19 protein-coding genes are annotated in these 24,275 nt (G+C 61.0%); 10 read left to right on the forward strand and 9 right to left on the reverse strand.

Annotation, left to right across the window (positions count from 1 at the left end):
- Window positions 1-64: 64 nt before the first annotated feature.
- The 3 genes from AC3WTM_RS22500 to AC3WTM_RS22510 are packed head-to-tail and all read left to right on the forward strand — an operon-like array spanning window position 65 to window position 2,617.
- Window positions 65-1,147, forward strand: a complete 1,083-nt coding sequence (locus AC3WTM_RS22500; protein ID WP_102672036.1) for a bifunctional transcriptional activator/DNA repair enzyme AdaA — start codon at window positions 65-67, stop codon at window positions 1,145-1,147.
- 35 nt (window positions 1,148-1,182) lie between these two features.
- Window positions 1,183-1,995, forward strand: a complete 813-nt coding sequence (locus AC3WTM_RS22505) for an isocitrate lyase/PEP mutase family protein (protein WP_102672026.1) — start codon at window positions 1,183-1,185, stop codon at window positions 1,993-1,995.
- Between the two features lie 4 nt (window positions 1,996-1,999).
- A complete protein-coding gene (locus AC3WTM_RS22510) occupies window positions 2,000-2,617 on the forward strand; it encodes a DNA-3-methyladenine glycosylase family protein (protein ID WP_102672027.1) in 618 nt (205 codons plus the stop codon).
- A 128-nt stretch (window positions 2,618-2,745) separates the two neighbouring features.
- Here AC3WTM_RS22510 and AC3WTM_RS22515 read toward each other — a convergent pair whose 3' ends face one another.
- The 3 genes from AC3WTM_RS22515 to AC3WTM_RS22525 form a co-directional block, all read right to left on the reverse strand.
- Window positions 2,746-3,843: an extracellular solute-binding protein gene (locus AC3WTM_RS22515; protein WP_102672028.1), complete on the reverse strand. Its 1,098-nt coding sequence runs from the start codon at window positions 3,841-3,843 to the stop codon at window positions 2,746-2,748.
- 2 nt (window positions 3,844-3,845) lie between these two features.
- Complete coding sequence (gene aguA / locus AC3WTM_RS22520) at window positions 3,846-4,970, reverse strand: agmatine deiminase (protein WP_102672029.1); 1,125 nt, start codon at window positions 4,968-4,970, stop codon at window positions 3,846-3,848.
- 100 nt (window positions 4,971-5,070) lie between these two features.
- Window positions 5,071-5,955 (reverse strand): LysR substrate-binding domain-containing protein, encoded by an 885-nt coding sequence (locus tag AC3WTM_RS22525; protein ID WP_102672030.1) that lies wholly within the window; start codon window positions 5,953-5,955, stop codon window positions 5,071-5,073.
- 178 nt (window positions 5,956-6,133) lie between these two features.
- Between AC3WTM_RS22525 and AC3WTM_RS22530 the strand changes: the two genes are divergently transcribed.
- Together AC3WTM_RS22530 and AC3WTM_RS22535 are read left to right on the forward strand one after the other, a co-directional pair.
- On the forward strand, window positions 6,134-6,532 hold the full coding sequence (locus AC3WTM_RS22530; RefSeq protein ID WP_102672031.1) for a PaaI family thioesterase: 399 nt from the start codon (window positions 6,134-6,136) through the stop codon (window positions 6,530-6,532).
- A 186-nt stretch (window positions 6,533-6,718) separates the two neighbouring features.
- The gene (locus AC3WTM_RS22535) at window positions 6,719-8,968 is read left to right on the forward strand and encodes a TonB-dependent siderophore receptor (protein WP_102672032.1); all 2,250 of its coding nucleotides are present in this window, start codon (window positions 6,719-6,721) and stop codon (window positions 8,966-8,968) included.
- A gap of 152 nt (window positions 8,969-9,120) precedes the next feature.
- Here the strand turns inward: AC3WTM_RS22535 and AC3WTM_RS22540 are convergent, their stop codons facing one another.
- The gene (locus AC3WTM_RS22540; protein ID WP_102672033.1) at window positions 9,121-9,729 is read right to left on the reverse strand and encodes a MiaE family protein; all 609 of its coding nucleotides are present in this window, start codon (window positions 9,727-9,729) and stop codon (window positions 9,121-9,123) included.
- Window positions 9,730-9,890: 161 nt separating this feature from the next.
- On the opposite strand from AC3WTM_RS22540, the gene AC3WTM_RS22545 reads away from it, so the two are divergent.
- Window positions 9,891-10,754 carry a universal stress protein gene (locus AC3WTM_RS22545; RefSeq protein ID WP_102672034.1) on the forward strand — a complete coding sequence of 288 codons (864 nt, stop codon included), beginning with the start codon at window positions 9,891-9,893 and terminating at the stop codon, window positions 10,752-10,754.
- A gap of 147 nt (window positions 10,755-10,901) precedes the next feature.
- Here the strand turns inward: AC3WTM_RS22545 and AC3WTM_RS22550 are convergent, their stop codons facing one another.
- On the reverse strand, window positions 10,902-11,372 hold the full coding sequence (locus tag AC3WTM_RS22550; RefSeq protein ID WP_057715064.1) for a DUF1289 domain-containing protein: 471 nt from the start codon (window positions 11,370-11,372) through the stop codon (window positions 10,902-10,904).
- Window positions 11,373-11,829: 457 nt separating this feature from the next.
- Here AC3WTM_RS22550 and acnB point away from each other — a divergent pair, with 457 nt between their 5' ends.
- Entirely contained in the window at window positions 11,830-14,430 is a 2,601-nt protein-coding gene (gene acnB / locus AC3WTM_RS22555) for a bifunctional aconitate hydratase 2/2-methylisocitrate dehydratase (protein WP_102672035.1), read from the forward strand.
- A 368-nt stretch (window positions 14,431-14,798) separates the two neighbouring features.
- Here acnB and AC3WTM_RS22560 read toward each other — a convergent pair whose 3' ends face one another.
- Complete coding sequence (locus AC3WTM_RS22560; protein WP_102672385.1) at window positions 14,799-16,079, reverse strand: HAAAP family serine/threonine permease; 1,281 nt, start codon at window positions 16,077-16,079, stop codon at window positions 14,799-14,801.
- Window positions 16,080-16,441: 362 nt separating this feature from the next.
- Here AC3WTM_RS22560 and AC3WTM_RS22565 point away from each other — a divergent pair, with 362 nt between their 5' ends.
- The 3 genes from AC3WTM_RS22565 to AC3WTM_RS22575 all read left to right on the forward strand — a co-directional run bounded on the left by AC3WTM_RS22565 (window position 16,442) and on the right by AC3WTM_RS22575 (window position 18,594).
- Complete coding sequence (locus AC3WTM_RS22565; protein WP_102672384.1) at window positions 16,442-16,825, forward strand: tautomerase family protein; 384 nt, start codon at window positions 16,442-16,444, stop codon at window positions 16,823-16,825.
- A 28-nt stretch (window positions 16,826-16,853) separates the two neighbouring features.
- The gene (locus AC3WTM_RS22570) at window positions 16,854-17,441 is read left to right on the forward strand and encodes a TetR/AcrR family transcriptional regulator (protein ID WP_102672383.1); all 588 of its coding nucleotides are present in this window, start codon (window positions 16,854-16,856) and stop codon (window positions 17,439-17,441) included.
- Window positions 17,442-17,622: 181 nt separating this feature from the next.
- Window positions 17,623-18,594, forward strand: a complete 972-nt coding sequence (locus tag AC3WTM_RS22575; RefSeq protein ID WP_102672382.1) for a 2-hydroxyacid dehydrogenase — start codon at window positions 17,623-17,625, stop codon at window positions 18,592-18,594.
- Here the strand turns inward: AC3WTM_RS22575 and tssA are convergent.
- From tssA to AC3WTM_RS22590, 3 genes are read right to left on the reverse strand one after another with little or no spacing between them, the layout of a single operon-like run.
- Window positions 18,591-19,679, reverse strand: a complete 1,089-nt coding sequence (gene tssA / locus AC3WTM_RS22580; RefSeq protein ID WP_102672381.1) for a type VI secretion system protein TssA — start codon at window positions 19,677-19,679, stop codon at window positions 18,591-18,593. The genes AC3WTM_RS22575 and tssA overlap by 4 nt on opposite strands.
- Window positions 19,676-23,497, reverse strand: coding sequence for a type VI secretion system protein (locus AC3WTM_RS22585; RefSeq protein WP_102672380.1), 3,822 nt, complete (start codon window positions 23,495-23,497; stop codon window positions 19,676-19,678). Before AC3WTM_RS22585 ends, tssA begins: the two co-directional genes overlap by 4 nt.
- A complete protein-coding gene (locus tag AC3WTM_RS22590; protein WP_102672379.1) occupies window positions 23,494-24,261 on the reverse strand; it encodes a DotU family type IV/VI secretion system protein in 768 nt (255 codons plus the stop codon). The genes AC3WTM_RS22585 and AC3WTM_RS22590 overlap by 4 nt, the downstream gene beginning before the upstream one ends.
- Window positions 24,262-24,275: the final 14 nt, after the last annotated feature.

Genomic DNA, 24,275 nt, shown 5'->3' on the forward strand with positions numbered 1-24,275 from the left:
AGGATCGAAATTCGCTGTCGATTTTCCGGTGGAGGTCGCTCATGACGCGATCTATGCTGCGCCCATGAACCTACAAAAAACGCTGCTGCCGCCCCGTGCCGAGATGGTTCGCGCCATGCTCGAGCGAGACACCTCCTACGAGGGGGTGTTTTTCACGGCGGTCAAGACCACAGGCATCTTCTGCCGCCCCGGTTGCACCGCCCGCAGCCCGAAGCCTGAGAACGTCGAGTTCTTTGCCAGCGCCGAACAATGCCTGGCGGCGGGCTATCGCGCCTGCAAGCGCTGCAAACCGCTTGACACCGCCGCCAGCGCGCCGGACTGGGTGCAGAAACTGTTCAAGTCGGTAGACGCCGACCCGGAACAGCGCTGGACCGACGCCCGGCTACTGGCTGAAGGCATCGAACCACTGAAACTGCGTCGCTGGTTCAAGCAGCATTTCGGCATGACCTTCCACGCCTGGCTGCGCACCCGGCGCCTGGGCATGGCGTTGGGCGGGATCAAACAGGGCGACTCCATCGATGACGTCGCCTTCGATTTCGGCTACGAGTCCCTGAGCGGTTTTCGCGATGCCTTTCAAAAATCCTTTCACATCACCCCGGGCCGGGCGGCCAACAGCGAGCCGCTGCTGTTCACGCGCCTGACCACACCCTTGGGGCCGATGATCGCCATGGCCGAACGGCGTGGGCTGGTGCTGCTGGAGTTTCTCGATCAGGCCTCGCTGAACCCTTCGGTCCAGGCGCTGCAAAACCGTTTCGGTTATGCCGTGGCACCGGGGCACAACGCGTATTTGCAGCAGATCGAAGAGCAATTGTCCGCATATTTCGCCGGTACGCTCACTGAGTTCAGCGTGGCCTTGCACATGCCCGGTAGCGAGTTCTCCCGCCGGGTCTGGGCTGAACTGGCGAAGATCCCTTACGGCCGGACCACCACCTACGGCGCCATTGCGGCGATTCTGGGCAAGCCCGGTGCCAGTCGGGCGGTGGGCCTGGCCAACGGGCATAACCGCTTATCGATTGTCGTGCCCTGCCACCGGGTGATCGGCGCCGACGGCTCGTTGACCGGCTACGCTGGAGGCCAGCCGCGCAAGGCGTTTCTGCTCAGGCTGGAAAACGCAGCGGTGCAGCTCACGGAGCAGCTGGCGTTCTGATCCCCTCACAGTTTTTTCATAAGGAAGGAAACTCGATGGACAGGCTCGACAATCAACTGCACCAACTGCATCACGAGGGTTTGCTGATCCTCACCAACGTCGCCGATGCCGCCGGTGCGCGGCTGGTGGAGCAACTGGGCAACAAGGCTGTCGCCACCAGCAGTGCGGCGGTGGCCTGGGTACATGGCTATCCGGACGGCAACACCCTGCCCCTTGAGCGCCTGGTCTCGACGGTCGAGTCGATTGCCCGGGTCATTTCGGTGCCACTGACCGTGGACATCGAAGCCGGTTATTCCGATGACCTGGAACGAGTGGCAAAAGTGGTTGACGCCGTGATCGCCGCCGGCGCTGTCGGAATCAATATCGAGGACGGCTCCTCGCCGCCGGAATTACTGGTACGCAAGATTGAAACCGCGCGCCAGGTGGCCGATCGACGTAACGTGAACCTGTTCATCAATGCGCGCACCGATGTTTATCTTCGGGGTCTGGTGCCTGCCGAAGATCGCGTCGCCGAAACCCTCAGGCGCGCCGCGCTGTATCAGGCGGCCGGTGCCAATGGCCTGTTTGCCGCGGGCGTTACCGCGGAGTACGAGATCAAGGCGCTGTGCCACGGCACCTCACTGCCGTTGAATGTGCTTGGCTTCCCAGGCCTGCCGTCACCCGAAGTGCTCAAAGAACTTGGTGTGCGCCGCCTGTCCGCAGGTTCAGGCATCGCCGAGTTCCTCTACGGTGCCATGGCCGGCATCGCCAAAAGCTTTCTGCAAACCGGCAAGTTCGATACCCACGACCTGAAGGCCCTCACCTATGGCGAAGTGAACGCCCTGTTGAAACCGTCCGGGAAAGCCTGAACCCATGTCCGACGGCTATCAGGCGGCCAGTGCGTTCCTGGCGACCATCGATGACGACTGGCGCCGCCATATCGACGCCATCGGCCCGTGCCTGCACCAGCCGCACGCAGCCCGTGATCCCTATGAGTCGCTGGTGCGGGCGATTGCCTATCAGCAACTGCACGCCAAGGCCGGCGATGCGATTGTCGGCCGGCTGCTGGCACTGTTCGGTTCGGGTGCGTTTCCCAAGCCTGAACAGATCGTCGCGACCGATTTCGACCGACTGCGCAGTTGCGGATTTTCCGCGAGCAAGATCGCGACCATTCAGGGTATCGCCCAGGCGGCGCTGGACGGCTTGGTGCCCGATTACGCCGCGGCGCTGGCCATGGACGATGAAGCACTGATCGAACGCCTGATCACGTTGCGCGGCGTGGGCCGCTGGACCGTGGAGATGCTACTGATCTACAGCTTGGAGCGGCCGGATATCCTGCCGGCCGATGACTTTGGTGTGCGTGAGGGCTATAGGCGACTCAAGGGCCTGGAGGTGCAGCCGACGCGCCGGCAGATGATCGAGATCGGGTTGGGGTGGAGTCCTTATCGAACGGTGGCCTCCTGGTATTTGTGGCGGGTGCCCAACCGGTAGACCGCGTTATCGTTCATCGCGAGCAAGCTCGCTCCCACAAGGTTCGCGTGATCTTTGTGGGAGCGGGCTTGCTCCGGGCGGCGTTCCGACGAAGACGTCAGTCCAGTCAACACACCATCAAGGACCAGTCACAACCCCGACTTCAACCGACTGAACGCCCTGATCAACGCCCGGTTGAACGCCTTGCCATTGTCATTCTTGTTGTACAGCGAAGCCCTGACTACCGCTGGCGGATACGTCCCCGGATCATTGCGAATCGCCGGGTCGATCAAGCCGTCCGCCGCCGTGATCGCATTGGCGTAATGGATGGTGTCTGTGATCGGCGCGATCACTTCCGGGGTCATCAGGTAGTCCATCAATGCAAGACCCGCCTTGGGATGTGGCGCATCCTTGGGAATGACCATGGCATCGAACCAGATCAACGTGCCCTCCTTCGGAATCCGGTATTTCAGCGAGTACGGTTTACCCGCTGCCTGGGCCTGGCCCGCCGCGATGGCCACGTTGCCGTTCCACGACATCGCCATGCAGGTGTTGCCGTTGGCCAGGTCGCTGATGTTCAGGTCGTTGTCGAAATAACGAATGTACGGGCGAATCTTCGCCAGTTGCTGCTCGGCCAACTTCAGGTCATCGAGGTTCTGGCGGTTGATGTCCAGGCCCATGTACTTCATGACCGCCGCAAACACTTCGTTGGGATCGTTGAGCAAGCTGACCCCGCAATCGGCGAATTTCGAGACCACGGCCGGATCGAACAGCATCGCCCAACTGTCGGTCGGCGCATCGGGCAGGCGCTGCTTGACTGCCTGTTCCTGATACCCCACACCCGTTGTGCCCCAGGCGTAGATCCCGGCATAGCGGTTGCCTGGGTCGAACACCGCCATGTGCTGGCGGAACTCCTCGCCGACGCCGGCAAAGTGCGGCAGTTGCTGCTTGTCGACCGTCTGCACCGCGCCACTCTCGATGGCCCGGGACAGATGCTGCCCCGCCGTCAGCACCAGATCGTAGCCACTGCGGCCGGTGAGCAGCTTGGTCTCGACGGTTTCCAGGGAGTCGAAGTGGTCGACCACCACATGGATGCCGGTTTTCGCTTCAAAATTCTTCAAGGTGTCCGGGGCCAGGTACTCGCCCCAGATGTAGAGGTTGACCACCGGTTTGGCGGAGTCGGCAGCCTGCACACACAGGGGTGCAAGCACCAGCAGTATTGCTTGAGTCAGTTTGTGCAGGCCCACGATCACGCTCCCCTTTTGTTGGAGGCGGTGACGGCGTACTGCGGCATGGTGATGCACGCGACGTTGCCGCCACCGAGGAGGATTTCTCGGGAGTTTTCGATGCCGACGATGCTGTGTTGCGGGAACAGCTCGGCCAGGGTCGCCAGCGCCACTTTGTCGTTGCGATCACCAAACAGCGGCACCACGATGGAGCTGTTACCGGCGTAGTAGTTGATGTACGACGCGCAGATTTTCGTCCCGGCCTGGCGGGTATGGGTGCTGTCCTGCTGATCCAGGCCTTCGGCTTCTTCGGCGGTCCACTCCAGCACATCCGGCTGCGCCAGCTTGTGCACAATCAACTCGCGACCACGACTGTCGCGGGTGCTGCGCAGGATGTCGTAGGCCTCCTGATAGATTTCCCACTGCGGATCGTCGCGGTTGTCGGTCCACTGCAGCACCACTTCACCGGGGCGCACGAAGCACGCGAGGTCGTCGACGTGGCCGTCGGTTTCATCGAACTTGCAGCCCCGCGGCAGCCAGATCACCTGCTCGGCGCCGAGGTAGTCGGTCAGGCGACGGGTGACTTCGTCCTTGCCCAGATGCTGATTGCGGTTACGGTTGAGCAGGCATTGCTCAGTGGTGAGGATGCTGCCCTGGCCGTCGCTCTGGATGCCACCCAGTTCGGCAATCAGCGGCGCGCGATAGCGGTCGAAGCGTTCGATTTCGAGGATCTTGCCGGCGATCTGGTCGTCCTTGTCCCACGGGTAGTACAGGCCGCCGTCGAGGCCGCCGTAGGCGTTGAATTCGAAGTCGACGCCGCGTACTTCGCCACTCTGGTCGTTGACCACAAAACACGGGCCGCTGTCGCGGAACCAGGTGTCGTTGCAGGTCATTTCGACCACGCGTACTTGCGGCGGCAACTGGCGGCGCGCGGCGGCGAACTGTGCCGCCGAGGCGCACACGGTGACCGGTTCGCTCATGGAAATGGCGGTGACGATCTGCACCCAGACTTTCTGCGCCGGCTTGGCACCGTTGCGCCAGACGTCGGTACGCTCCGGCCAGCCGAGCCAGCAACCGGACTTGGCTTCGAATTCGCCGGGCAGACGGAAACCGTCCTGTTTGGGAGTGGTGTCGAGCAAACGGGCCATGGTCAAACCTCTTCAGCGGGGATTGGAATGACCACAGGCTAAGGGCGACAGCGACTGGCTCGCCAACGATGATTATTTCGGAATACTTGAATTCAACTCATCAATCGAGCAACTGATCGTTGAACCATTCCAGCATTTGCGCCACCGCCGGACGCTCCAGCCGCAGCCGCTCGCACACCAGCGCATATTGGCCCAGCGCGGTCATGCTCGAGGTGAACGGCCGTACCAGCCGCCCGCTGAGCAAATCTTCCTGGGCCGTCAAGTTGTCGCCCATGGCCACGCCCTGCCCCTGGGCCGCGGCCTCCAGTGCCAGCCCGGCGTGGGCGAAATACAGTTGACGATCAGGGCGCTGGTCACCGGCATGGCTGGTAAGCCACGCGGTCCAGGTCTTGCCGTCCTGGTCGTCGTGCAGCAGACAGTGTCGGGCCAGGTCCCTCGGTGTTTTCAGGGTGCCCTGGTTGAACAGGCCGGGGCTGCACACCGGGAAGAACTGCAACGCAGGCAGCGGTCGGACGAAATACGCGGTGCTGTCCACCGGGCCGGTGCCGTAGGTGATCGCCAGGTCAATGTCTTCCCCGGGTGCCGTGGCGTCGATCGGCTGTTCGTACAGATGCAAGGTGATGTGCGGGTAACGCGCGTAGAAATCCGTGAGGCGACTCATCAGCCACTTTTGCGCCAGCTCGGCAGTGACCGCCAGACGCAATACCGCCAGGGATGAAGGGTCGCGCAGTTCATCGCAGGCATCGCCAATCAGTTCGAAAGCCTGCTGCAAACTTTGCATCAGGCGCCCGGCGGCCAGGGTCGGGCGAATCTGCCGGCCCTCGCGCACGAACAGCGGCACACCGAGTTGCTCTTCGAGTTGGCGAATCTGGTGGCTGACCGCGCTGTCGGTGACACACAACTCGGCCGCCGCCCGACCGAAATGGGCGTGACGGGCGGCGCATTCGAAGGTTCGCAGGGCTGCCAGGGAGGGTAATCGTCGCATCAGGTCATGTCCCGGTTTCGAGGGGGACATGCTGACTTGGCCTTTCGTGGGCGTCCAGTGGGACCGCGATGGGGCCAGTATATTCACCATAAATCCACCGCCCTATCACGCTGACTGATCAACGATGACACTCCCCCAAACCCGGCGCATGTTGAACCCTCAACCGGAGGGACTCGCCATGCTCAACACACTCAAACAGATCAACTCAACCTCGGCCTTCAACCGCTGGGCCGGCGTTGAAGTCACCCGCGCCGAAACTGGCGAAGCCGAGCTCACCATGGCCTTTCGTGAAAACGACATGGCTCAGTACGCCGGTTTCCTGCATGCCGGCCTGATTGGCGCGATGCTCGACACCGCCTGCGGATTTGCCGCCGGGACTGTGGCGGGCAACGTGCTGGCCTCGCACTTTTCAGTGAACTGCCTGGCACCTGCGATCGGCGAAGTGTTCATCGCCCGGGGCAAAGTGGTGAAGGCCGGCAAGAAACAGGTATTCGCCCGCGCCGAACTGTTCGCGCAAACAGCCGGTCAATTGAAACTGGTGGCGACCGGCGACGCAATTCTGGTGCCGGTCGAGTAGCCCTTACGGTCTAGGCTGTTCAGGGTACGCTCAAGAATCCATCGCCCAGTGGCATGAGCGTCTCGGCCTGGCCTGCCGAGAATAATTATCAATTTTTTTCATACGGCAGTTCCCCTTTGCGTTTTTCGTTCGGTCAACCCCTCAGAGCACTTCAACTACCGATCGATTCGATGCAAAGGGATCTCCATGTCGCACCCGCTTGTCGCCCGTTTCCGTTTTGCCTTGTGCCCTCTGGCGCTGGCCCTGCCTACCGCCCTGCTGAGCCTTGTACCCGTTGCCCACGCCGCTGAAACCGATGCCGAAAAGAAGTCGGCCCGGGACGACGGCGTACTGCAACTGGGCGCAACGACCATTTCCGGCCAGGCGCTGGGCGCTACCACCGAAGGCACCCACTCCTACACCACCGGTTCAACATCCACGGCCACCGGCCTGCCCCTGTCGATCCGCGAAACGCCGCAATCGGTGACCGTCATTACCCGTCAGCAGATGGACGACCGCGGTGTGCAGAGCATCGGCGACGCGCTACGCAACACCCCCGGCATTTCGACGCAGAAGTACGACAGTGATCGCACCGAGTTTTCCGCCCGTGGCTATGCCATCACCAACTTCCAGTACGACGGCGTGAACATTCCGTATGACGGTGTCTACGGTGAAAACCCTAACAACGGCGACGACGCGTCCAGCCTGGACCGCATCGAAATCGTCAAGGGTGCGACCGGCCTGATGACCGGTTCGGGCGACCCGTCCGCCACCGTCAACCTGATCCGCAAGAAGCCGACCAGCGAGTTCAAGGCATCGATCAGCGGGACCGTCGGTTACTGGGACGCCTATCGCAGCGTCGGCGATATTTCCGGTTCGCTGAACGATTCCGGCAGTGTGCGTGGCCGCTTCGTCGGCGCTTATTCCGACAAGAACTCCTACCAGGATCATTACAGCCAGAAAAAAGACCTGTTCTACGGCATCCTCGAAGCCGATCTGACACCCGACACCCTGCTGACCTTCGGCGTCGACAAATCAAGCACCACCCCGCGCGGCTCGTCCTGGACCGGCAACCCGGTGTACTTCTCGGACGGCGGCCGTACCGACTTCCCGCGTCACTTCAACCCGGGCGCCGACTGGAGCCGACGTGACTTCGACGACATCACCTACTTCGCCTCCCTGGAACAGGCCCTGGCCAACGACTGGAAGTTCAAGGCCAGCATCGACCAGAAAACCACCGACCACGACACTCGCCTGGCCTCGGCGAGCGGCGGCAACCCGGACCGCGCCACTGGTGAAGGCATGTTCCTGTACTGGGGTCGCTGGGAAGGTCATCGCGTGCAAAACACCGCTGACGTGAACGTCACCGGCCCCTTTAGCCTGGGAGGCCGCGAGCATGAACTGGTGGCTGGCTTCATGGCTTCCCACTCGCGCCAGACCGGCGCGACCTACGACACCAGCGCCTTCGAATTGGTCCCGGGCAGCATCTACGACTGGAGCGGCGATCTGCCGGAACAGAACTTCCCGAAAAACGGCAAGTACGAACGCTCCCAAAGTCAGAATGGCCTGTACCTGGCCACGCGCCTGCACGCGACCGACGATCTGTCGATCATCCTCGGCAGCCGCCTGAGCACCTTCAAGTACAACGAGGATTATTCGTACTATCCGGGTGTGGGACTCGATGACACCCATGCCAGCTACAAGGAACATGGCGTGGTCACGCCCTATGCCGGTGTGGTTTATGACCTGGACGACACCTATTCTGCATACGCCAGCTATACCAGCATCTACCAGCCGCAAACCTACAAGGATGCCAACGGTTCGACCCTGGCACCGGTCGAAGGCGCCAGTTACGAAGCCGGCCTGAAAGCCGCTTACTTCGACGGGCGACTGAACGCCAGCCTGGCCTTCTTCCGTATCGAGCAAGACAACGTCGCTGAATCGATCGGTACCAACCCGGTCACCAACGAAGGCATCTACAAAGCCATCGACGGCGCAACCACCAAAGGTGTGGAACTGGAACTGGCCGGTGAAGTGGCCGAAGGTTGGAACCTGTCGGCGGGCTATACCTACGCCCGCACCCGTGACGCTGATGAACAGCGCATCTTTGGTTTCCCGCTGGCGACATCCAAACCGGAACATGTCGTGCGTACGTTCACCACCTACCGCCTGCCCGGCGCACTGGATCGGGTGACCGTCGGTGGCGGAATCAGCTGGCAGAGTGCGTTCTACGGCAAGATCTACAGCCCGACAACGGGCGGCGACACCCGTATCAAGCAAGGTGGCTACACCCTCGTCGACCTGATGAGCCGCTACCAGTTCAACGAAAACCTGAGCTTCACCGTCAACGCCAACAACGTCTTCGACAAACGCTACCTGACGGGCCTGGGCAACTTCGACACCACGTACTACGGCGAACCACGCAACGTGATGTTGACCACCAAGTGGGATTTCTAAACTGAGCGCCCGCCAGAAAACTGATACCTGTCAGTTAACACCGGAACTTGTGGGAGCGAGCTTGCTCGCGATAGCAGACTGTCAGCCACCTCAGGTGTGACTGCCTGATCCGCCATCGCGAGCAAGCTCACTCCCACAATGGGTTGCGGTGTTTATGCCGCAGCCGGTATGCCGCTATGGAAGCGGAACTCAACATCCGGGGATTCGATCAGTTCCTGCTCGGCGGCACGGACCCTGTCGATCACCTGGGCGATGTCCTTGGCGTCCCCATATAGGTAGGCCAGCTTCAGGTAACCCTGGAAATGCCTGGCCTCGCTCTTGAGCAGACCGAAATAGAACTTGCCCAGTTCTTCGTCCAGGTGCGGCACTAGTGCTTCGAAACGCTCGCAACTGCGGGCTTCGATGAAGGCACCGACCACCAGGGTGTCCACCAGTTTCACCGGCTCGTGACTGCGCACCACCTTGCGCAGCCCCGACGCATAGCGCCCGGCGGACAGCTGGCGCAGTTCGATCTTGCGTCGTTTCATCAGGCGCATGACCTGTTCGTGGTGCACCAGTTCTTCCCGGGCCAGGCGCGACATCATGTTGATCAGATCGACATGGGAGTGATACTTGGCGATCAGGCTCAACGCGGTGCTGGCGGCCTTGAATTCGCAGTTCTTGTGGTCGATCAGCAGGGTTTCCTGATCAGCCAGCGCGGCCTGGATCCAGCCGTCGGGGGTTCGGCAGCCAAGGAACTCGTGAATTTCGGGAAGGATCATGGGGCTCACGGAAAAATAGGTTCAAACGAAGGGCGCCGATTATACCGGCCTGCCCGCAGACCACCAGTCGCCAACCGTTGATATGCATCAAGTCCCCGAATCGCCGACAGCAACTATAGTTGTGCAACGCCGTGCTTTTTCATTTTCAGGAGATCCCGCTCATGCAAGCCATTCGCAGCATTCTGGTGGTCATCGAACCCGAGCACTCGGAAAGCCTGGCGCTCAAACGGGCGAAGTTGATAGCCGGTGTGACCCAGGCGCAGTTGCATCTGCTGGTGTGCGACCCCAAGCATGATCACAGTGGCATGTTGAGTGTGCTCAAGGCTGCTTTGACGGAGGACGGCTACAGCGTCACCACCGAGCAGGCCTGGAACGACAGCCAACACCAAACCATCGTCGATGTGCAGCAAGCCGAAGGTTGCGGCCTGGTGGTCAAGCAGCACTTCCCCGATAACCCGTTGAAAAAAGCCCTGCTGACCCCGCAGGACTGGAAGCTGTTGCGGTCCTGCCCGACACCGGTGCTGCTGGTGAAAACCGCCGATTCATGGAAAGACAAAGTGATTCTGGCAGCCATCGACGTTGGTAACACCGACCAGGAACATCGCCACCTGCACAACACCATCATCGATCATGGCTATGACATCGCAACCCTGGCCAAGGCCCACTTGCACGTGATCAGCGCCCACCCTTCGCCGATGCTGTCGGCGGCCGACCCGACGTTTCAACTGAGCGAAACCATCCAGGCGCGCTATCGCGAACAGTGCAAGGCGTTCCAGGCGGAATTCGACATCGACGATGACCACCTGCACATCGAGGAAGGCCCGGCGGATGTGCTGATTCCTTTCATGGTGCACAAACTGCAGGCAGCGGTGACGGTGATCGGCACCGTAGCGCGCAGCGGGTTGTCAGGGGCATTGATCGGTAATACGGCGGAAGTGGTGCTGGATAAAGTCGAGAGCGATGTGTTGGTGCTCAAGCCGATGGAAGTGGCGGATCATCTTGAGGAGATTGCGGACAAGCATTGAAGCCGAACATGCTTTTGTGGCGAGGGGGCTCGCCCCCGCTGGGTCGCGAAGCGGCCCCCTGCATTCCGGCAGATGTACTGTGCCAGCTCAATTTGCGACGGCTGCGCCGCCGAACGGGGGCAAGCCCCCTCGCCACATATCAGCGGGTCAGCCGCCAAAGGCATCTTGCAGGAACCCCGGCGCGATATAGCGCTGGTAATGGGCTTCGGAGAGCAGGAAAAATTCCCGATCAATGGCGTCGCGCAGTTCCGGCAGGTTCCACTCGCGAAACTCCGGCAGCAGCACCATCCCGTAGGCTTCCAGGTTGTTGATCACCCGCGCACCTCGCGCGATCAACTGGTAGGCCCAGCAATACTCCGACTGATGGGGCACGAAGCGAATCTTGCGCTGCTCCAGCTGCATTCGGAGCAGCGCCGGATCGAAAATTTCCACCTTGGCGGCCATCACCTGTGACAGCAACTGCTCAAGACGCAGCCATACCGCGCGCTTTTCTTCCTCGTTGTAACCATTCCAGTGGATCACTTCGTGGTGGAAACGCTTGCAGCCACGGCACACCAGGTCACCGTAAACAGTGGAGCAGAGGCCGACGCAGGGGGTCTTGATGGTCTGATTGGGCATAGATAGGCAAAACGCGAAAAAGCAGAACAGGCCGGCATGTTAGCCCTTTGTCGGCCATTGATCACCCCTCAAAGTTCAGGGCCTGTGGAGAATCGGGTTCTGGTGACCGTCACCACCAAAGTCCAATAATCACTGACTTACCTTTAATTTTTTTTTGCCGTAGAATCAGCCTGCCTTTTTAGGCGCCAATGTCCGTTAGAAGCTGTTTTCAAAGCGTCACGAGCACAGTCGTTCCTTCAGAGCGGTGTTGGCGAGGGGTTTTTCCAGCGGGGAAAAGCCCAACGCCAACCCTCATCAGCTCCCGTTCTGCAGGCGTAAAACTTTGAAAGCAGCTTCTGTAAGGAATTGTCGGTAATTCTGGCTAAGTGGCTCACAACGCCATGCAGCGCATGAGTACGGCAATTTCGGGATGAGCGTCCCGGACACCCATTTGGGACCACTGATGAGGGTAATAACTGTGCTTGAAGCCTACCGCAAACATATCGAAGAGCGCGCAGCACTGGGTATCGTTCCCCAGCCGCTAAACGCCGAACAAACTGCAGGCCTGGTCGAGCTGCTGAAAAATCCCCCGGCTGGCGAAGAAGCATTCCTCGTTGACCTGATCACCAATCGCGTTCCGCCTGGAGTGGACGAAGCAGCCTATGTAAAGGCCGGCTTCCTGTCCGCCATCGCCAAAGGCGAAGCCAAATCCCCCCTGATCGACAAGAAGCGCGCTGTTGAACTGCTCGGCACCATGCAGGGCGGCTACAACATCGTGACTCTGGTTAACCTGCTGGATGACGCCGAACTGGCTCCAGTAGCGGCCGACGAACTCAAGCACACCCTGCTGATGTTCGACGCCTTCCACGACGTCGCTGAAAAAGCCAAGAACGGTAACGTTCACGCCCAAGGCGTGCTGCAATCCTGGGCTGACGGCGAGTGGTTCGTGAAGCGCCCGACCCTGGCCGACAAGATCAGCCTGCGCGTGTTCAAGGTCACCGGCGAAACCAACACCGACGACCTGTCCCCTGCTCCTGATGCCTGGTCCCGTCCAGACATCCCGCTGCACGCCCTGGCCATGCTGAAAATGGCTCGCGACGGCATCGTGCCTGACGCACAAGGCGTCACCGGTCCGATGAAGCAGATCGAAGAAATGCGCAACGCCGGTTTCCCTATCGCCTACGTCGGTGACGTGGTCGGTACCGGTTCTTCGCGTAAATCGGCGACCAACTCCGTACTGTGGTTCTTCGGCGACGACGTTCCTTATGTACCGAACAAGCGTGCCGGCGGTTTCTGCTTCGGCAGCAAGATCGCTCCGATCTTCTACAACACCATGGAAGATGCTGGCGCACTGCCAATCGAATTCGATGTTTCCAACATGCACATGGGCGACGTGATCGACCTGTACCCGCATGCTGGCAAAGTGTGCAAGCACGGCACCGACGAAGTCCTGACCACCTTCGAAATGAAGACTCCGGTGCTGTTGGACGAAGTTCGCGCTGGCGGCCGTATCCCGCTGATCATCGGCCGTGGCCTGACCGAAAAGGCTCGCGCCGAACTGGGTCTGCCACCTTCGAACCTGTTCAAGAAGCCTGAAGCTCCGGCTGAAAGCACCAAGGGTTTCACCCTGGCGCAGAAAATGGTCGGCAAGGCTTGCGGCGTGACTGGCGTTCGTCCAGGCACCTACTGCGAACCGAAGATGACCACCGTGGGTTCCCAGGACACCACCGGTCCAATGACCCGTGACGAACTCAAAGACCTGGCGTGCCTGGGCTTCTCGACCGACCTGGTGATGCAGTCCTTCTGCCACACCGCGGCTTACCCTAAGCCGATCGACGTGACCACCCACCACACCCTGCCTGACTTCATCATGACCCGCGGCGGCGTTTCCCTGCGTCCGGGCGACGGTATCATCCACTCGTGGCTGAACCGCATGCTGCTGCCAGACACCGTCGGTACCGGTGGTGACTCCCACACCCGTTTCCCGATCGGCATCTCGTTCCCGGCCGGTTCCGGCCTGGTTGCGTTCGCCGCAGCCACCGGCGTCATGCCGCTGGACATGCCTGAGTCGATCCTGGTTCGCTTCAAAGGTGAACTGCAGCCAGGCGTCACCCTGCGTGACCTGGTTCACGCCATTCCTTACTACGCGATCCAGGCTGGCCTGCTGACCGTAGAGAAGAAAGGCAAGAAGAACGCCTTCTCCGGTCGCATCCTGGAGATCGAAGGTCTGCCTAAACTGACCGTAGAGCAAGCGTTCGAACTGTCTGACGCCTCGGCTGAACGTTCGGCTGCCGGTTGCACCATCCAGCTGTCCAAAGAGTCGATTGCCGAATACCTGCAGTCCAACATCACCCTGCTGCGCTGGATGATCGGCGAAGGCTACGGCGATGCACGTACTCTGGAACGTCGCGCTCAAGCAATGGAAGCCTGGCTGGCCAACCCTGAGCTGCTGGAAGCCGACAAAGACGCCGAATACGCCGAAGTCATCGAGATCGACCTGGCCGATATCAAGGAGCCTGTGCTCTGCGCGCCGAACGACCCGGACGACGCTCGCCTGCTCTCCAGCGTTGCTGGCGAGAAGATCGACGAAGTGTTCATCGGTTCGTGCATGACCAACATCGGTCACTTCCGCGCCGCCGGCAAGTTGCTGGAGCAGGTCAAGGGTCAGCTGCCAACCCGTCTGTGGCTGTCGCCGCCGACCAAGATGGACGCTCACCAGCTGACCGAAGAAGGCTACTACGGCATCTACGGCAAGGCTGGCGCTCGCATGGAAATGCCAGGCTGCTCGCTGTGCATGGGTAACCAGGCACGTGTAGAGCCGAACTCGACTGTCGTGTCGACTTCGACCCGTAACTTCCCGAACCGTCTGGGTGACGGCGCGAACGTCTACCTGGCTTCGGCCGAGCTGGCGTCCGTGGCTTCCATCCTGGGTCGCCTGCCGACCGTCGAGGAGTACATGGAATACGCTGGCAAGATCGACAGCATGGCGGCCGATGTCTACCGCTACCTGTCCTTCGACCAGATCGCCGAGTTCCGTGAAGCTGCTGCGAACGCCAACATCCCGGTCGTTCAAGCCTAACGTTGCAACGCAATGAAAAACGCCGCCCATCGTGAGATGAGCGGCGTTTTTTTATGCCTTTTTTTTGTGTATATATCCGTTTCTGGAGTAATGGCTGCTATTTGTTCCGCCCTTACGGCAAACAGACAAAGCGAGCCGACCTGGCTCTGGCTGAGGCCCCCGAACCTCTGTAGGAGCGAGCCTGCTCGCGATGGTCGTTAACGATAACGCGGGCTGTCTGAGTCCCCGCGGTGTCCCGGCGTTTTTCGCGAGCAGGCTCGCTCCTACAGCCGACCGCGGCAGACCGGATACCCCCGAGCCCCCCCCAAAAAAAACGGCCAACCCGAAAACCGGATCAGCCGTCATTCACTCATCAAATCAAACAGCAATCACGCACTCAGCGAATAGACCAGCGCCGAAATCGCCACCAGGCCCACCGCCGTCACGAAGACATTGGACGCCTGACCGCGATAGCGTGCCATCGCCGGCACCTTGCGGATGGCGTACATCGGCATCAGGAACAGGATCGCCGCGATCACCGGGCCACCGAGGGTTTCGATCATGCCCAGGATGCTCGGGTTCAGCGTGGCGACGATCCAGCACACCACCAGCATGAACGCGGCGGTCATACGGTCCAGGGCCTTGGCGGACGGACGCTTGCCGCTCTTGACGATCAGGCCCTTGAGGCCTTCGCTGGCGCCGATGTAGTGCCCCAGGAACGACTTGGAAATGGCCACGAAGGCAATCAACGGCGCCGCGAAGGCAATGGTCGGATTGCTGAAGTGGTTGGCCAGGTACGACAGGATCGACAGGTTCTGCGCCTTGGCTTCAGCCAGTTGCGCTGGCGACAGGGTCAGCACGCAACTGAAGACGAAGAACAGCACCATCACGACCATCAACAGATGGGCACGGGACAGGATCTGCGAGCTGCGTTCCTCGGCGTGTTCGCCATAACGACGCTTCTGGTCGACCGCAAACGCCGAGATGATCGGCGAGTGGTTGAACGAGAACACCATTACCGGAATCGCCAGCCACAGGGTATGCAACAGCGCCGATGGCGCCGGCACGCTGCTGGCGGTGGTCAGGATACCGCCGTTCCAGTGTGGAACCAGGTAAACCGCCAAAAACAGCAGCGCGACGATGAACGGATAGACCATCAGGCTCATGGCCTTGACGATCATTTGCTCGCCGCAGCGAACCACGGCCAGCAGGCCAAGGATCAGCACCAGTGACAACACGGCGCGCGGTGGCGGCGTGATGTGCAATTGATGCTCAAGGAAACTGCCCACGGTGTTGGTCAGCGCCACACTGTAGATCAGCAGGATCGGGAAGATCGCGAAGAAGTACAACAGCGTGATCAGCGCGCCGGCCTTGATGCCGAAATGTTCTTCCACCACTTCAGTGATGTCGGCGCCTTCGCGACCGGACAACACGAAACGGGTCAGCCCGCGGTGTGCGTAGAACGTCATCGGAAACGCCAGCAACGCCAGGATCAGCAGCGGCCAGAAACCGCCCAGGCCTGCGTTGATCGGCAAAAACAGGGTTCCGGCACCAATCGCCGTGCCAAACAGGCCCAGCATCCAGGTGGTGTCTTGGCGATTCCAGCTTGTAAGCGTCGCGGGTGTCGCGTCTACATAGCGTTCGTTAACGCTATTGGCCTGATCATTCATCCGGTGGGATCTCCACATTCCGGTCACTTGCCACCCGGCCAGGACGCGTCGGAATACCCGACAGGCGGCGCCCGGCCGAAACAGGGGCGCGATTCTGGAGGATTAGTGAGCAGAAGCAAAGACTTAGGTGAGGAACGGTGGTACCAGATAGACGCCCCGCCTGTGGGAGCGAGCTTGCTCGCGATGGCTTCGGCACATCCAACAACCACTTGCCAGACACAACGCTATCGCGAGCAAGCTCGCTCCCACAAGGAATTGCAGTGTTTTCGAGGCTTCGTTTCATTGCCAGAAAGCATGGGACACTTGATAAAGGTCTACCACCATGTATTTTTAACCGACTGCATTCCTTCTGGAGTCTGCCCATGCCACTGGTTCGCGTCGATATCAAAAAACACCGGGACCCCACCCACGCCAGACGCATCGGGCAACTGATCTATGCCGCCATGCGCCAGACCATTGGCGTGCCTGAACACGACAACTTCCAGATCCTGGCCGAACACGATCAGCAGCATTTCATCTTTGACCCCGAGTATCTGGGCATCAACCGCACCGATAACCTGGTTGTCATCCAGATCACCCTCAACGAAGGGCGAACCCTGGAGCAGAAAAAAAGTCTCTACAAAACCATCGCCGAAAGCCTTAATGCAGAGCTGGCGGTGCGTCTGGAGGACGTTTTCATCAATCTGGTGGAAGTGAAAAAAGAGAACTGGTCGTTCGGCAACGGGATTGCCCAATACGCCCTCTGATTGTCCACCTGCAAACCGAGAATGACCCATGCCCCGAGTATCCCGCAAACAAGCCGACCTCAACCGCGAGACCATCGTCGATGCCGCCACCCGGCTGTTTCGTGAACGCGGCTTGCACGGGATCAGTGTGGTCGATGTGATGGCCGCCGCGGGCCTGACCCACGGCGGTTTCTACGGGCACTTCGAATCCAGGGAAGCCCTGGCGCAAGAGGCCAGCGGCCGGGCTTTCGAGCAGGCCGCGCAACGCTGGTCAGGACGGGTGGCCGAGCATGACAGCAAGGACGCCGCCCACCGTGCCGTGGTCGAAACCTACCTGTCCAACGAAAGTCGGGACAATCCGGGCGACAGCTGCCCGGTGGTGGCCTTTGCCGGGGACATGTGCCATGAGGCCGCCGAGAGCGGATTGCGCCAAACCTATCTGCAGGGCCTGAACAATCTGCTTGATTCCCTCGGCTCGCTGCTGGACGCAGAGGACGAAGCCGGCAAACGGCAGCAGGCGCTGGTGCAGTATTCGCTGATGTTCGGTGCGCTGATGCTGTCCCGGGCCACCCGAGGCGACCCGCTATCGGATGAAATTCTCGAAGCTGCCCGGGCCACCCTCACGCCGTCGAAGTAATCGCCCGCCCCCACGCAATGGGAAAATCGCAGGTATTACGAGCTCCTGCACTCAGCGCAGGGTCCACAATGGCGCAGGAGCTGCCACGGACTGCGATCGCTGGTGGTTGCCAAGCAGCCCTGAAATCAGCAATCTCAAGTGACGTTCGAGCCGATTTTTTGATGCCCACAGGGAGCCAAGCATGCCTGTAACCGTTCTGGTACTGGTTGAAACCATCAATGAGTACCTGCCCATCCTCGAACATCAGGGCTTTCACCTGATACTGGCCCCGACGCCCGCCGAACGCGCCGAAGCCATTGCCCGCCACGCCGGGCAGATCGACGCAGTCCTCACCCGTGGCCCGTTGGGGCTGTATGCCGATGAAATCGCCGCCCTGCCCAACCTCAAGATCATCTGCGTGATTGGTGCCGGCTATGAACACGTCGACCTGCAGGCCGCAGCGAACCGGGGCATCACCGTCACCAATGGCGCCGGGGTAAACGCCTCGTCCGTCGCCGACCATGCGATGGCGCTGCTGCTGGCGCTGGTGCGCGACATACCCCGCTGTGATGCCTCGGTACGGCGCGGCGAGTGGCCGAAGATCATGCGTCCTTCCCTCGCTGGCAAACGCTTGGGCATCCTCGGCCTTGGCGCCGTCGGCATGGCCATCGCCAAACGCGCGGCCAATGGCTTCGACATGGCGGTGAGTTACCACAATCGCCAGCATCGCAGCGATGTGCCCTACACCTTCTGCTCCACCCCCACTGAACTGGCCCGTGCTTCGGACTTTTTGATCGTCGCGACCCCGGGTGGGCTCGGGACCAGACACCTGATCAACAAAGCGGTCCTTGATGCCTTGGGTCCCAACGGGTTTATCGTCAACATCGCCCGCGCCAGCGTGATCGTCACCACCGACCTGATCAGCGCCCTTGAACAACGCCGGATCGCTGGCGCCGCACTCGACGTATTCGACGCCGAACCGAAGGTGCCGGATGCACTCAAGGCCCTGAGCAACGTGATCCTCACCCCCCATGTCGCCGGGCTGTCCCCGGAAGCCACCCAGGGCACCGTCGAAATGGTGGGCAAGAACCTCGGGGCGTTTTTTTCCGGCAAACCGGTGTTCACGCCGATTGACTTGCCCGCGCCGATCACGCCGTACTTGGTCACCGATTAAAGGACGCCCAACAGCGTCCAGAGACGACGGGATTCGGCATCGGCCGAGATCAGCTCACCCAACAGTTCACTCAGCGGTTTGTTGCCCCACTCCACCCCCCTGCGAATCAAATAAGGGACGGGGCTGTGGGGTTCGGTGCGTGTCAGGTACTCAGCAATCAACAGTAATTGCCGATAGGCCTCGTCGCGACTCACCGGCTCGCGAAACACCTGCGGTGTGGATGGCACCGACGCCGGCCCGGCCGATTCTGACGCCGCCAGGGATGGCGGCTCGACCGGCACCGCGGTCAATGATCCTGGCTGCATGGCGATGAACTCCTGGACCAGTGTCAATAACGCTTCGATCACATCCTGCAAGCCCTTGAAGCCCGGTGCCTGGGCGCCGAGGTAAGCATCGCTCCAGGCTTGCAGCCGTTGCAGATGTTGCAAACTCGCCAGCAGATTGTCCTGGCGGCGTAGCCAGTGGGACAGAGGTGTGGACCGGATCAGCTCGGTCAGTTTTTGCTGTTCGCCCCGTGCTGTTTCCGCCGCTGTTTTTGCCGCCTTGCTGTCATTGACCAGTACCTGTTGCAGCTGCAATCGCCGCCAGGCGTCCAGGCAGTATCCTTCGAACTCACCGTGACGCGGATCGAGCAACGGCACCCGCGTCAGCAACACTTCGCTGTAGCGCCGCACCAGCCATTCCAGGGGTATGACCCGCCATGACTGGTCACCGTCTTCGGCCCGGGGATGAAGCTGCTCGGGGTAGCGCTCGCATAGGCCCGCGACCAGTGCGAGGCTGCCCGGCAAGCCGTCCAGGCCGTCCCGATGCAACCAGGCCTCGCCGAGCCAGGCGCACACCATCAAATCCTTGCTGCGCTCAAGCAGCAAGGTGGTGGTCAGCTTCTCCAGCTCGGGCCATTGCGCCCGCTTGATCGAAGACTGCCAGACCCCCGTTGGCAGGCTGGTGTCGTCCTCCCGGCGCAATTCACGGGCCTGGTCGAACTCACGCTCGTAACGCAAGTCCTCGCCGCAGGGTGCCTGTTCGCTGATGGGTTCGAGCAGTCGGGCAATCAGCTCCGGCAACGGTGGTGAAGTCAGGTTCACAAGCCCTCCTCCTCAGTCATGACCGTCGCAGACGCAGTCGCCCTGGTTTGCATGAACGGTGAACGCGGGGCCCGGGTGGGCAGCGGTGGAATGGACAGCGGCAATTTCGAGCCCTGGCTCATTAACGACAGGCGCATAAACATTTGTGTCTGCCCGGCCGTGCTGGTCTGTGCAGTCACCGGCAAACGCAATGTCAACGGAAAATCGGTGAAATCCATGTTCGGCTGGCGCTGCACCGACTGGTGCGAACCGATCAGGCGCAGCAACGACCACGGGCCGCCGTACTCCCAACCGGCTTCGAAATCACGCACCATCAGGTTGGGCTGCAACGGATCATTGGCCGGACGTTGCGAGCCGTTCCTGGCCCAGCGCAAGGTCAACCGGACCGGTTGGCCGACCATCCAGCGCAGGTTCGGCTGTGGCTCGCCGGGGTAATTGATTTGCTGATTACCGGCATTCAAACCCCAGGCAATCACTTGATCGGCGCCACGTTCCTCATTGCGATCGGTGCGCCAGCGCACATCCATTTCAACGCCGAGGATGCCGCTCTTGTCCCGCACGAACAGCGGACCCAGCCACGTGCTGGCCAGCTTCAAGCGGTTGAGGAAATCCTCGGCAGCCAGACGCTCCGGCGTCTGGCTCAGTTGCAACCCGGCCTGCGCCACGGGCAGTCGTTTGTCGATCAGATCGAGGAAGTGCTGAACCCGGGCCGGGTCGGCGTCGCTGGCCTGCACGCCGTTGGCGAACGGGAAGCGCTCGGCCAGGTATTGATTGAAGTAGCTGGCCAGGTCGTTCCAGGCTGCCGCTGCTTGTTGCTGCTGCAAGAACTGACAGCGTTGCATCGCGCTTTGTTGCAGATCCAGGGCCCGCAGGGCCAAGGTTCCGCGCCCGCCGGACAAGTTGGCTGTCTGCAGAATCTGGCCGCAGGACGTGGCGTTCATTTCAATGAAATCGCGACTTACCAACTGCTCGATCTGGGCAGGAGAACTGGCGGGGTTCTGATCCTTGTACTTGAGCAGTTCATCGTTGAGCGCGCTGAATTGCATGACGCGCTCGTAATCCAGCGCCGAGAGATTCTGTTGCTGAGTCTTCAACCACTCCAGCGCCGAGGTGCGCCGTTCGGTGATGCCAAGCATGGTGTTGAATTGCTGCTTGAGGCTCAGCTTCAAATCCTGCACATCAAGGGCGCCAAACAGTTGCAGGCCAAGGTTTTTCGAGCCGTCCCACTGGTTGATCTCACTGCGCCCGCTGAACAACGGCTGCGCGGTAATCTCCTCCAGACCGCTGACCACCTGGGCCATGGCGCGGCGATTCAGCGCGTTTTGCACTCGCATGGCCAGATCGTTGCGATGGACCTCGGCGAAGGCTTTTTGCAAGGCCACGGCCTGTGGCGCCAGCACGTTGAATACATCATCGCCACGGGGTTGGTCATTCTGATCCTTGAGACTCAACCACATGGCCTTGGCCGCCGCCCCCTCTGCCGCCTGAAGCACCGCATCGCGATACGCCGGTGGAATGCGCGGCAGCTCCTCGGCGGCATAACTCTTGTAGCTGGCAAAATAGTTCAGCGCCGTACCGAGATCATCGCCGTCGACGTTCTGCCCCTGAACGGCAGTGGCGGCCTGATCCGCGCGCAAGGCGATGGCCACGAAATCCCGTTTGAACAGGGCCGCTACCGCGTTGTTCAACTGGTTGACGTGCACTTGCAGGCTCAGCTGCCCGCTGCCTTGCTGAACCAGCAAATTGCCCCGCGCCCCCGCCTGGGCGATCCACTGATCACGAAAGCTTTGCTGCAACCTGGACGCTTGCTGATCCAGCTGTTGCTCGACCTGCGGGCCGAGCAGGCTGCTCTGGCGCACCTTGTCCATCATCTCGCGATAACCCGGCACCAGGTCCTGGCCCTTGCCGCGACTCCAGGCCGAATTGGTCAGGCCTACCAGCGCTTGCAGGTCGTCGATCAGTGCACGCAAGTCTTCGAGTTCCACCAGGGAGTTGCCGCTGCCGGCCTCCAGCCGTTCAAGGTGCAGCTTGAGATAACCGGCCTGACGGACGAAGTTGTCGGCCAGAAAGTACTGGTCAAGCCAACGTTCCATGAGGCCGGAAAAGTTCTCCTCGATGACCGCACGTTCCATGGCCAGGTCCTGGGGCTTCAAGTCACCGCTATTGGCATCGAGCAACACCCGGTTGTAAAAACCTGCACGGTGCAATGTCCCGGCATTGAGGTTCAGGGACAGCGAGTTGTTGCTCAGCAACGCCAGATCTTCGAGCGGCGCCTTGGGGTTGTTCAGCGCTTGATTGAACCATTGATTCTGTTGTTCAAGACGTACTGCGCGCTCCACCAGGTCCTTGGCCTTGACGTAATTTTGCCATTGGGCCGGGTCTTCGCTTTCGACGTTGCCACGTCGCTCGGTGTTGCGAATGGCCTTGAGTTGCACCAGTTCGGCCTTCAGCAAGTCATGCAGCGGTTCCAGCATATGGCTCTGGGCAGTCAGGCGCAGTTGATCCTCCAGTTGCCTGTCCAGCGACGAGAACCAGGAGGTGGGAAACACCACCGAGGTGAAGCTCCAGCGCGGAGCCTTTTCCAGGACCCGCCAGAACCCCTGGACGTTGCGTCGGGTCGACTCCAGCCGATGGGACTCATCGGTGACTGCAACGTAATTCTTCTGTGCACCTTGTAGCAGACGCGACAGCTCATGGGCATCCTTGACCGAGTCCTGCCAGACCCAGAGCATGCTTGCAGCCCACACCACGCCGACCACCAGGGCCACCGCGCCGGTCAGTCGCTGCCAACGCTGACGCAGGCGCAGCAAACGTGGCACCACCTGAGCCAGACCGCGTTCGGCAACCACCCGGCGCTGCCACAATTGCCGGGCAAAAGCACTCTGCTGCAACCCGTTGTCATGGGCTGAGAATCCGTCGGCAGCCTCTTGCGAAGGCTGGTTGGCGGTGAAGTACACCCCACGAAAACGTGGCGCCTCGCCTTGGGCATTGCCCTGAAATACCGGTTCGAGCACGGTTTGCAGGTGGTGCCTCAAGGCCTCGAATTGTTCCGGCAACCCAAACAGTTCGCCCTTGAGATGGCCGGACAACGCGCCGATTTCAATGATCGATTCCGACAGGGCCCGATTCACCTGGTCCAGCGCCTGATCACTCCATTGCGCCTGCCAGACCGCCTCGGGGCCAAAGGGTGAAGACCAGCCCAATGTGCGTTCGCGGGATTCGGCGGGGAGCGCCGAGATCAGCTCCTGAAAACCCGGCAGTTCTTCCATGCCGGTAATCACCACGTACACCGGCAGGCTCAGGCCGAACCGCTGCAACAGATCGATGAAGCGCCGGCGCGCCGCCAGGCCGAGGTTCGCGGCCTGCTCGGCATTGCCCAGGCGGCTGACCGGCACGGTCCAGATCACCCCGTCCAGTGGCCGTTTGCTGCGCAGGCGCAGTATCAACCCCAACAAGCGCCACCAGCCTCCACGTTGAAGACTCATGCCTTCATCGGGCAAAAACAGCGCCTGAGGCACCACCAGCACCGCACCTTCGGGGTCCGACCACCAGCGCCCGAACCAGGCCGGTTTATCCGTCGGTTGCAAGCGCCACTGGCTGCACAACTGGCTTCCCTGGGTTTCATCGCCGAGCATCAGCAGCCATGGAATCTGGTAACGGTCCTGAGCGCCCTGCTCCTGTTCCATATGGCGCACCGCGTTATAAAAACTGCGGATCGCCGCCCCGCTCTGGGTGCGCAACCACCATACCGCCACCGCGATGTCCGCCAACACCACCAACAGGACGAAGACCAGCCCCACGATCCCCAGTGTGCTCATGCGTCTTGCTCCGAGGTGGCCACCGGGTCGGTGCTCTGCAACACCGGGTCGAGCTCCTGGTGAATGTCACGCCAGAAGAACTGCCCCAGCCCGGTCAGAATCATGACCATGGCGAGAATGACCAGGCCAAGGCGCAAGCCATCGGGCAACGACTGCCGCACCGGCAACTGCACCGCGGGCACCGCCGAAGGCTGCTCGAGCCGGATGCTGACATCGGCATATTCCGCGTCGTGCTGCCAGGCAAACGTGAACAGCGCCAGGCGCAATTTTTCATGCTGGGCCTGGCTCTGTTCGCCGCGCAGCCGTCCTTCAAACCCCAACACCAGGCATTGCAAATAGACATTGGCCAGGTCGCGGGTGGCGGGAATCTGCTCGTCCAGCAACGTCTTGATCGCCGCCGGCAGTTTTTCACCGGCCTGACGGCTGGCGTACATCCGCGACTCCAGCGGTTTTTCTTGCCAGGCGGTCTGGCCCGGCCACGGCGTGAACACTAGCGTTTCATCGATCAAGGCGACAAAGGCATAGACCAGTGCCTTGACCTGATCGGTCGCCGCTTCGCCAACCCGGGCGAAAGCCGTGCGCCACAGACGCTGGGATATTTGCGTCGACAGGTCGACCACCGCCTCCACCAGCGCATCGTCATCGCTGTCCCCGGGCAACTGATTCCATTCCCGGGACCATTGCAACCAGGCTTCGCGAAATGCGCTGCTCAACGGTGCTTCGCGCAAGCCCCTTGTACCCGCCCCGGCATGCCCCTCGAACATACGACGCCCCTTCC

Source organism: Pseudomonas sp. EU05-FHT14B02, from assembly GCF_058791055.1.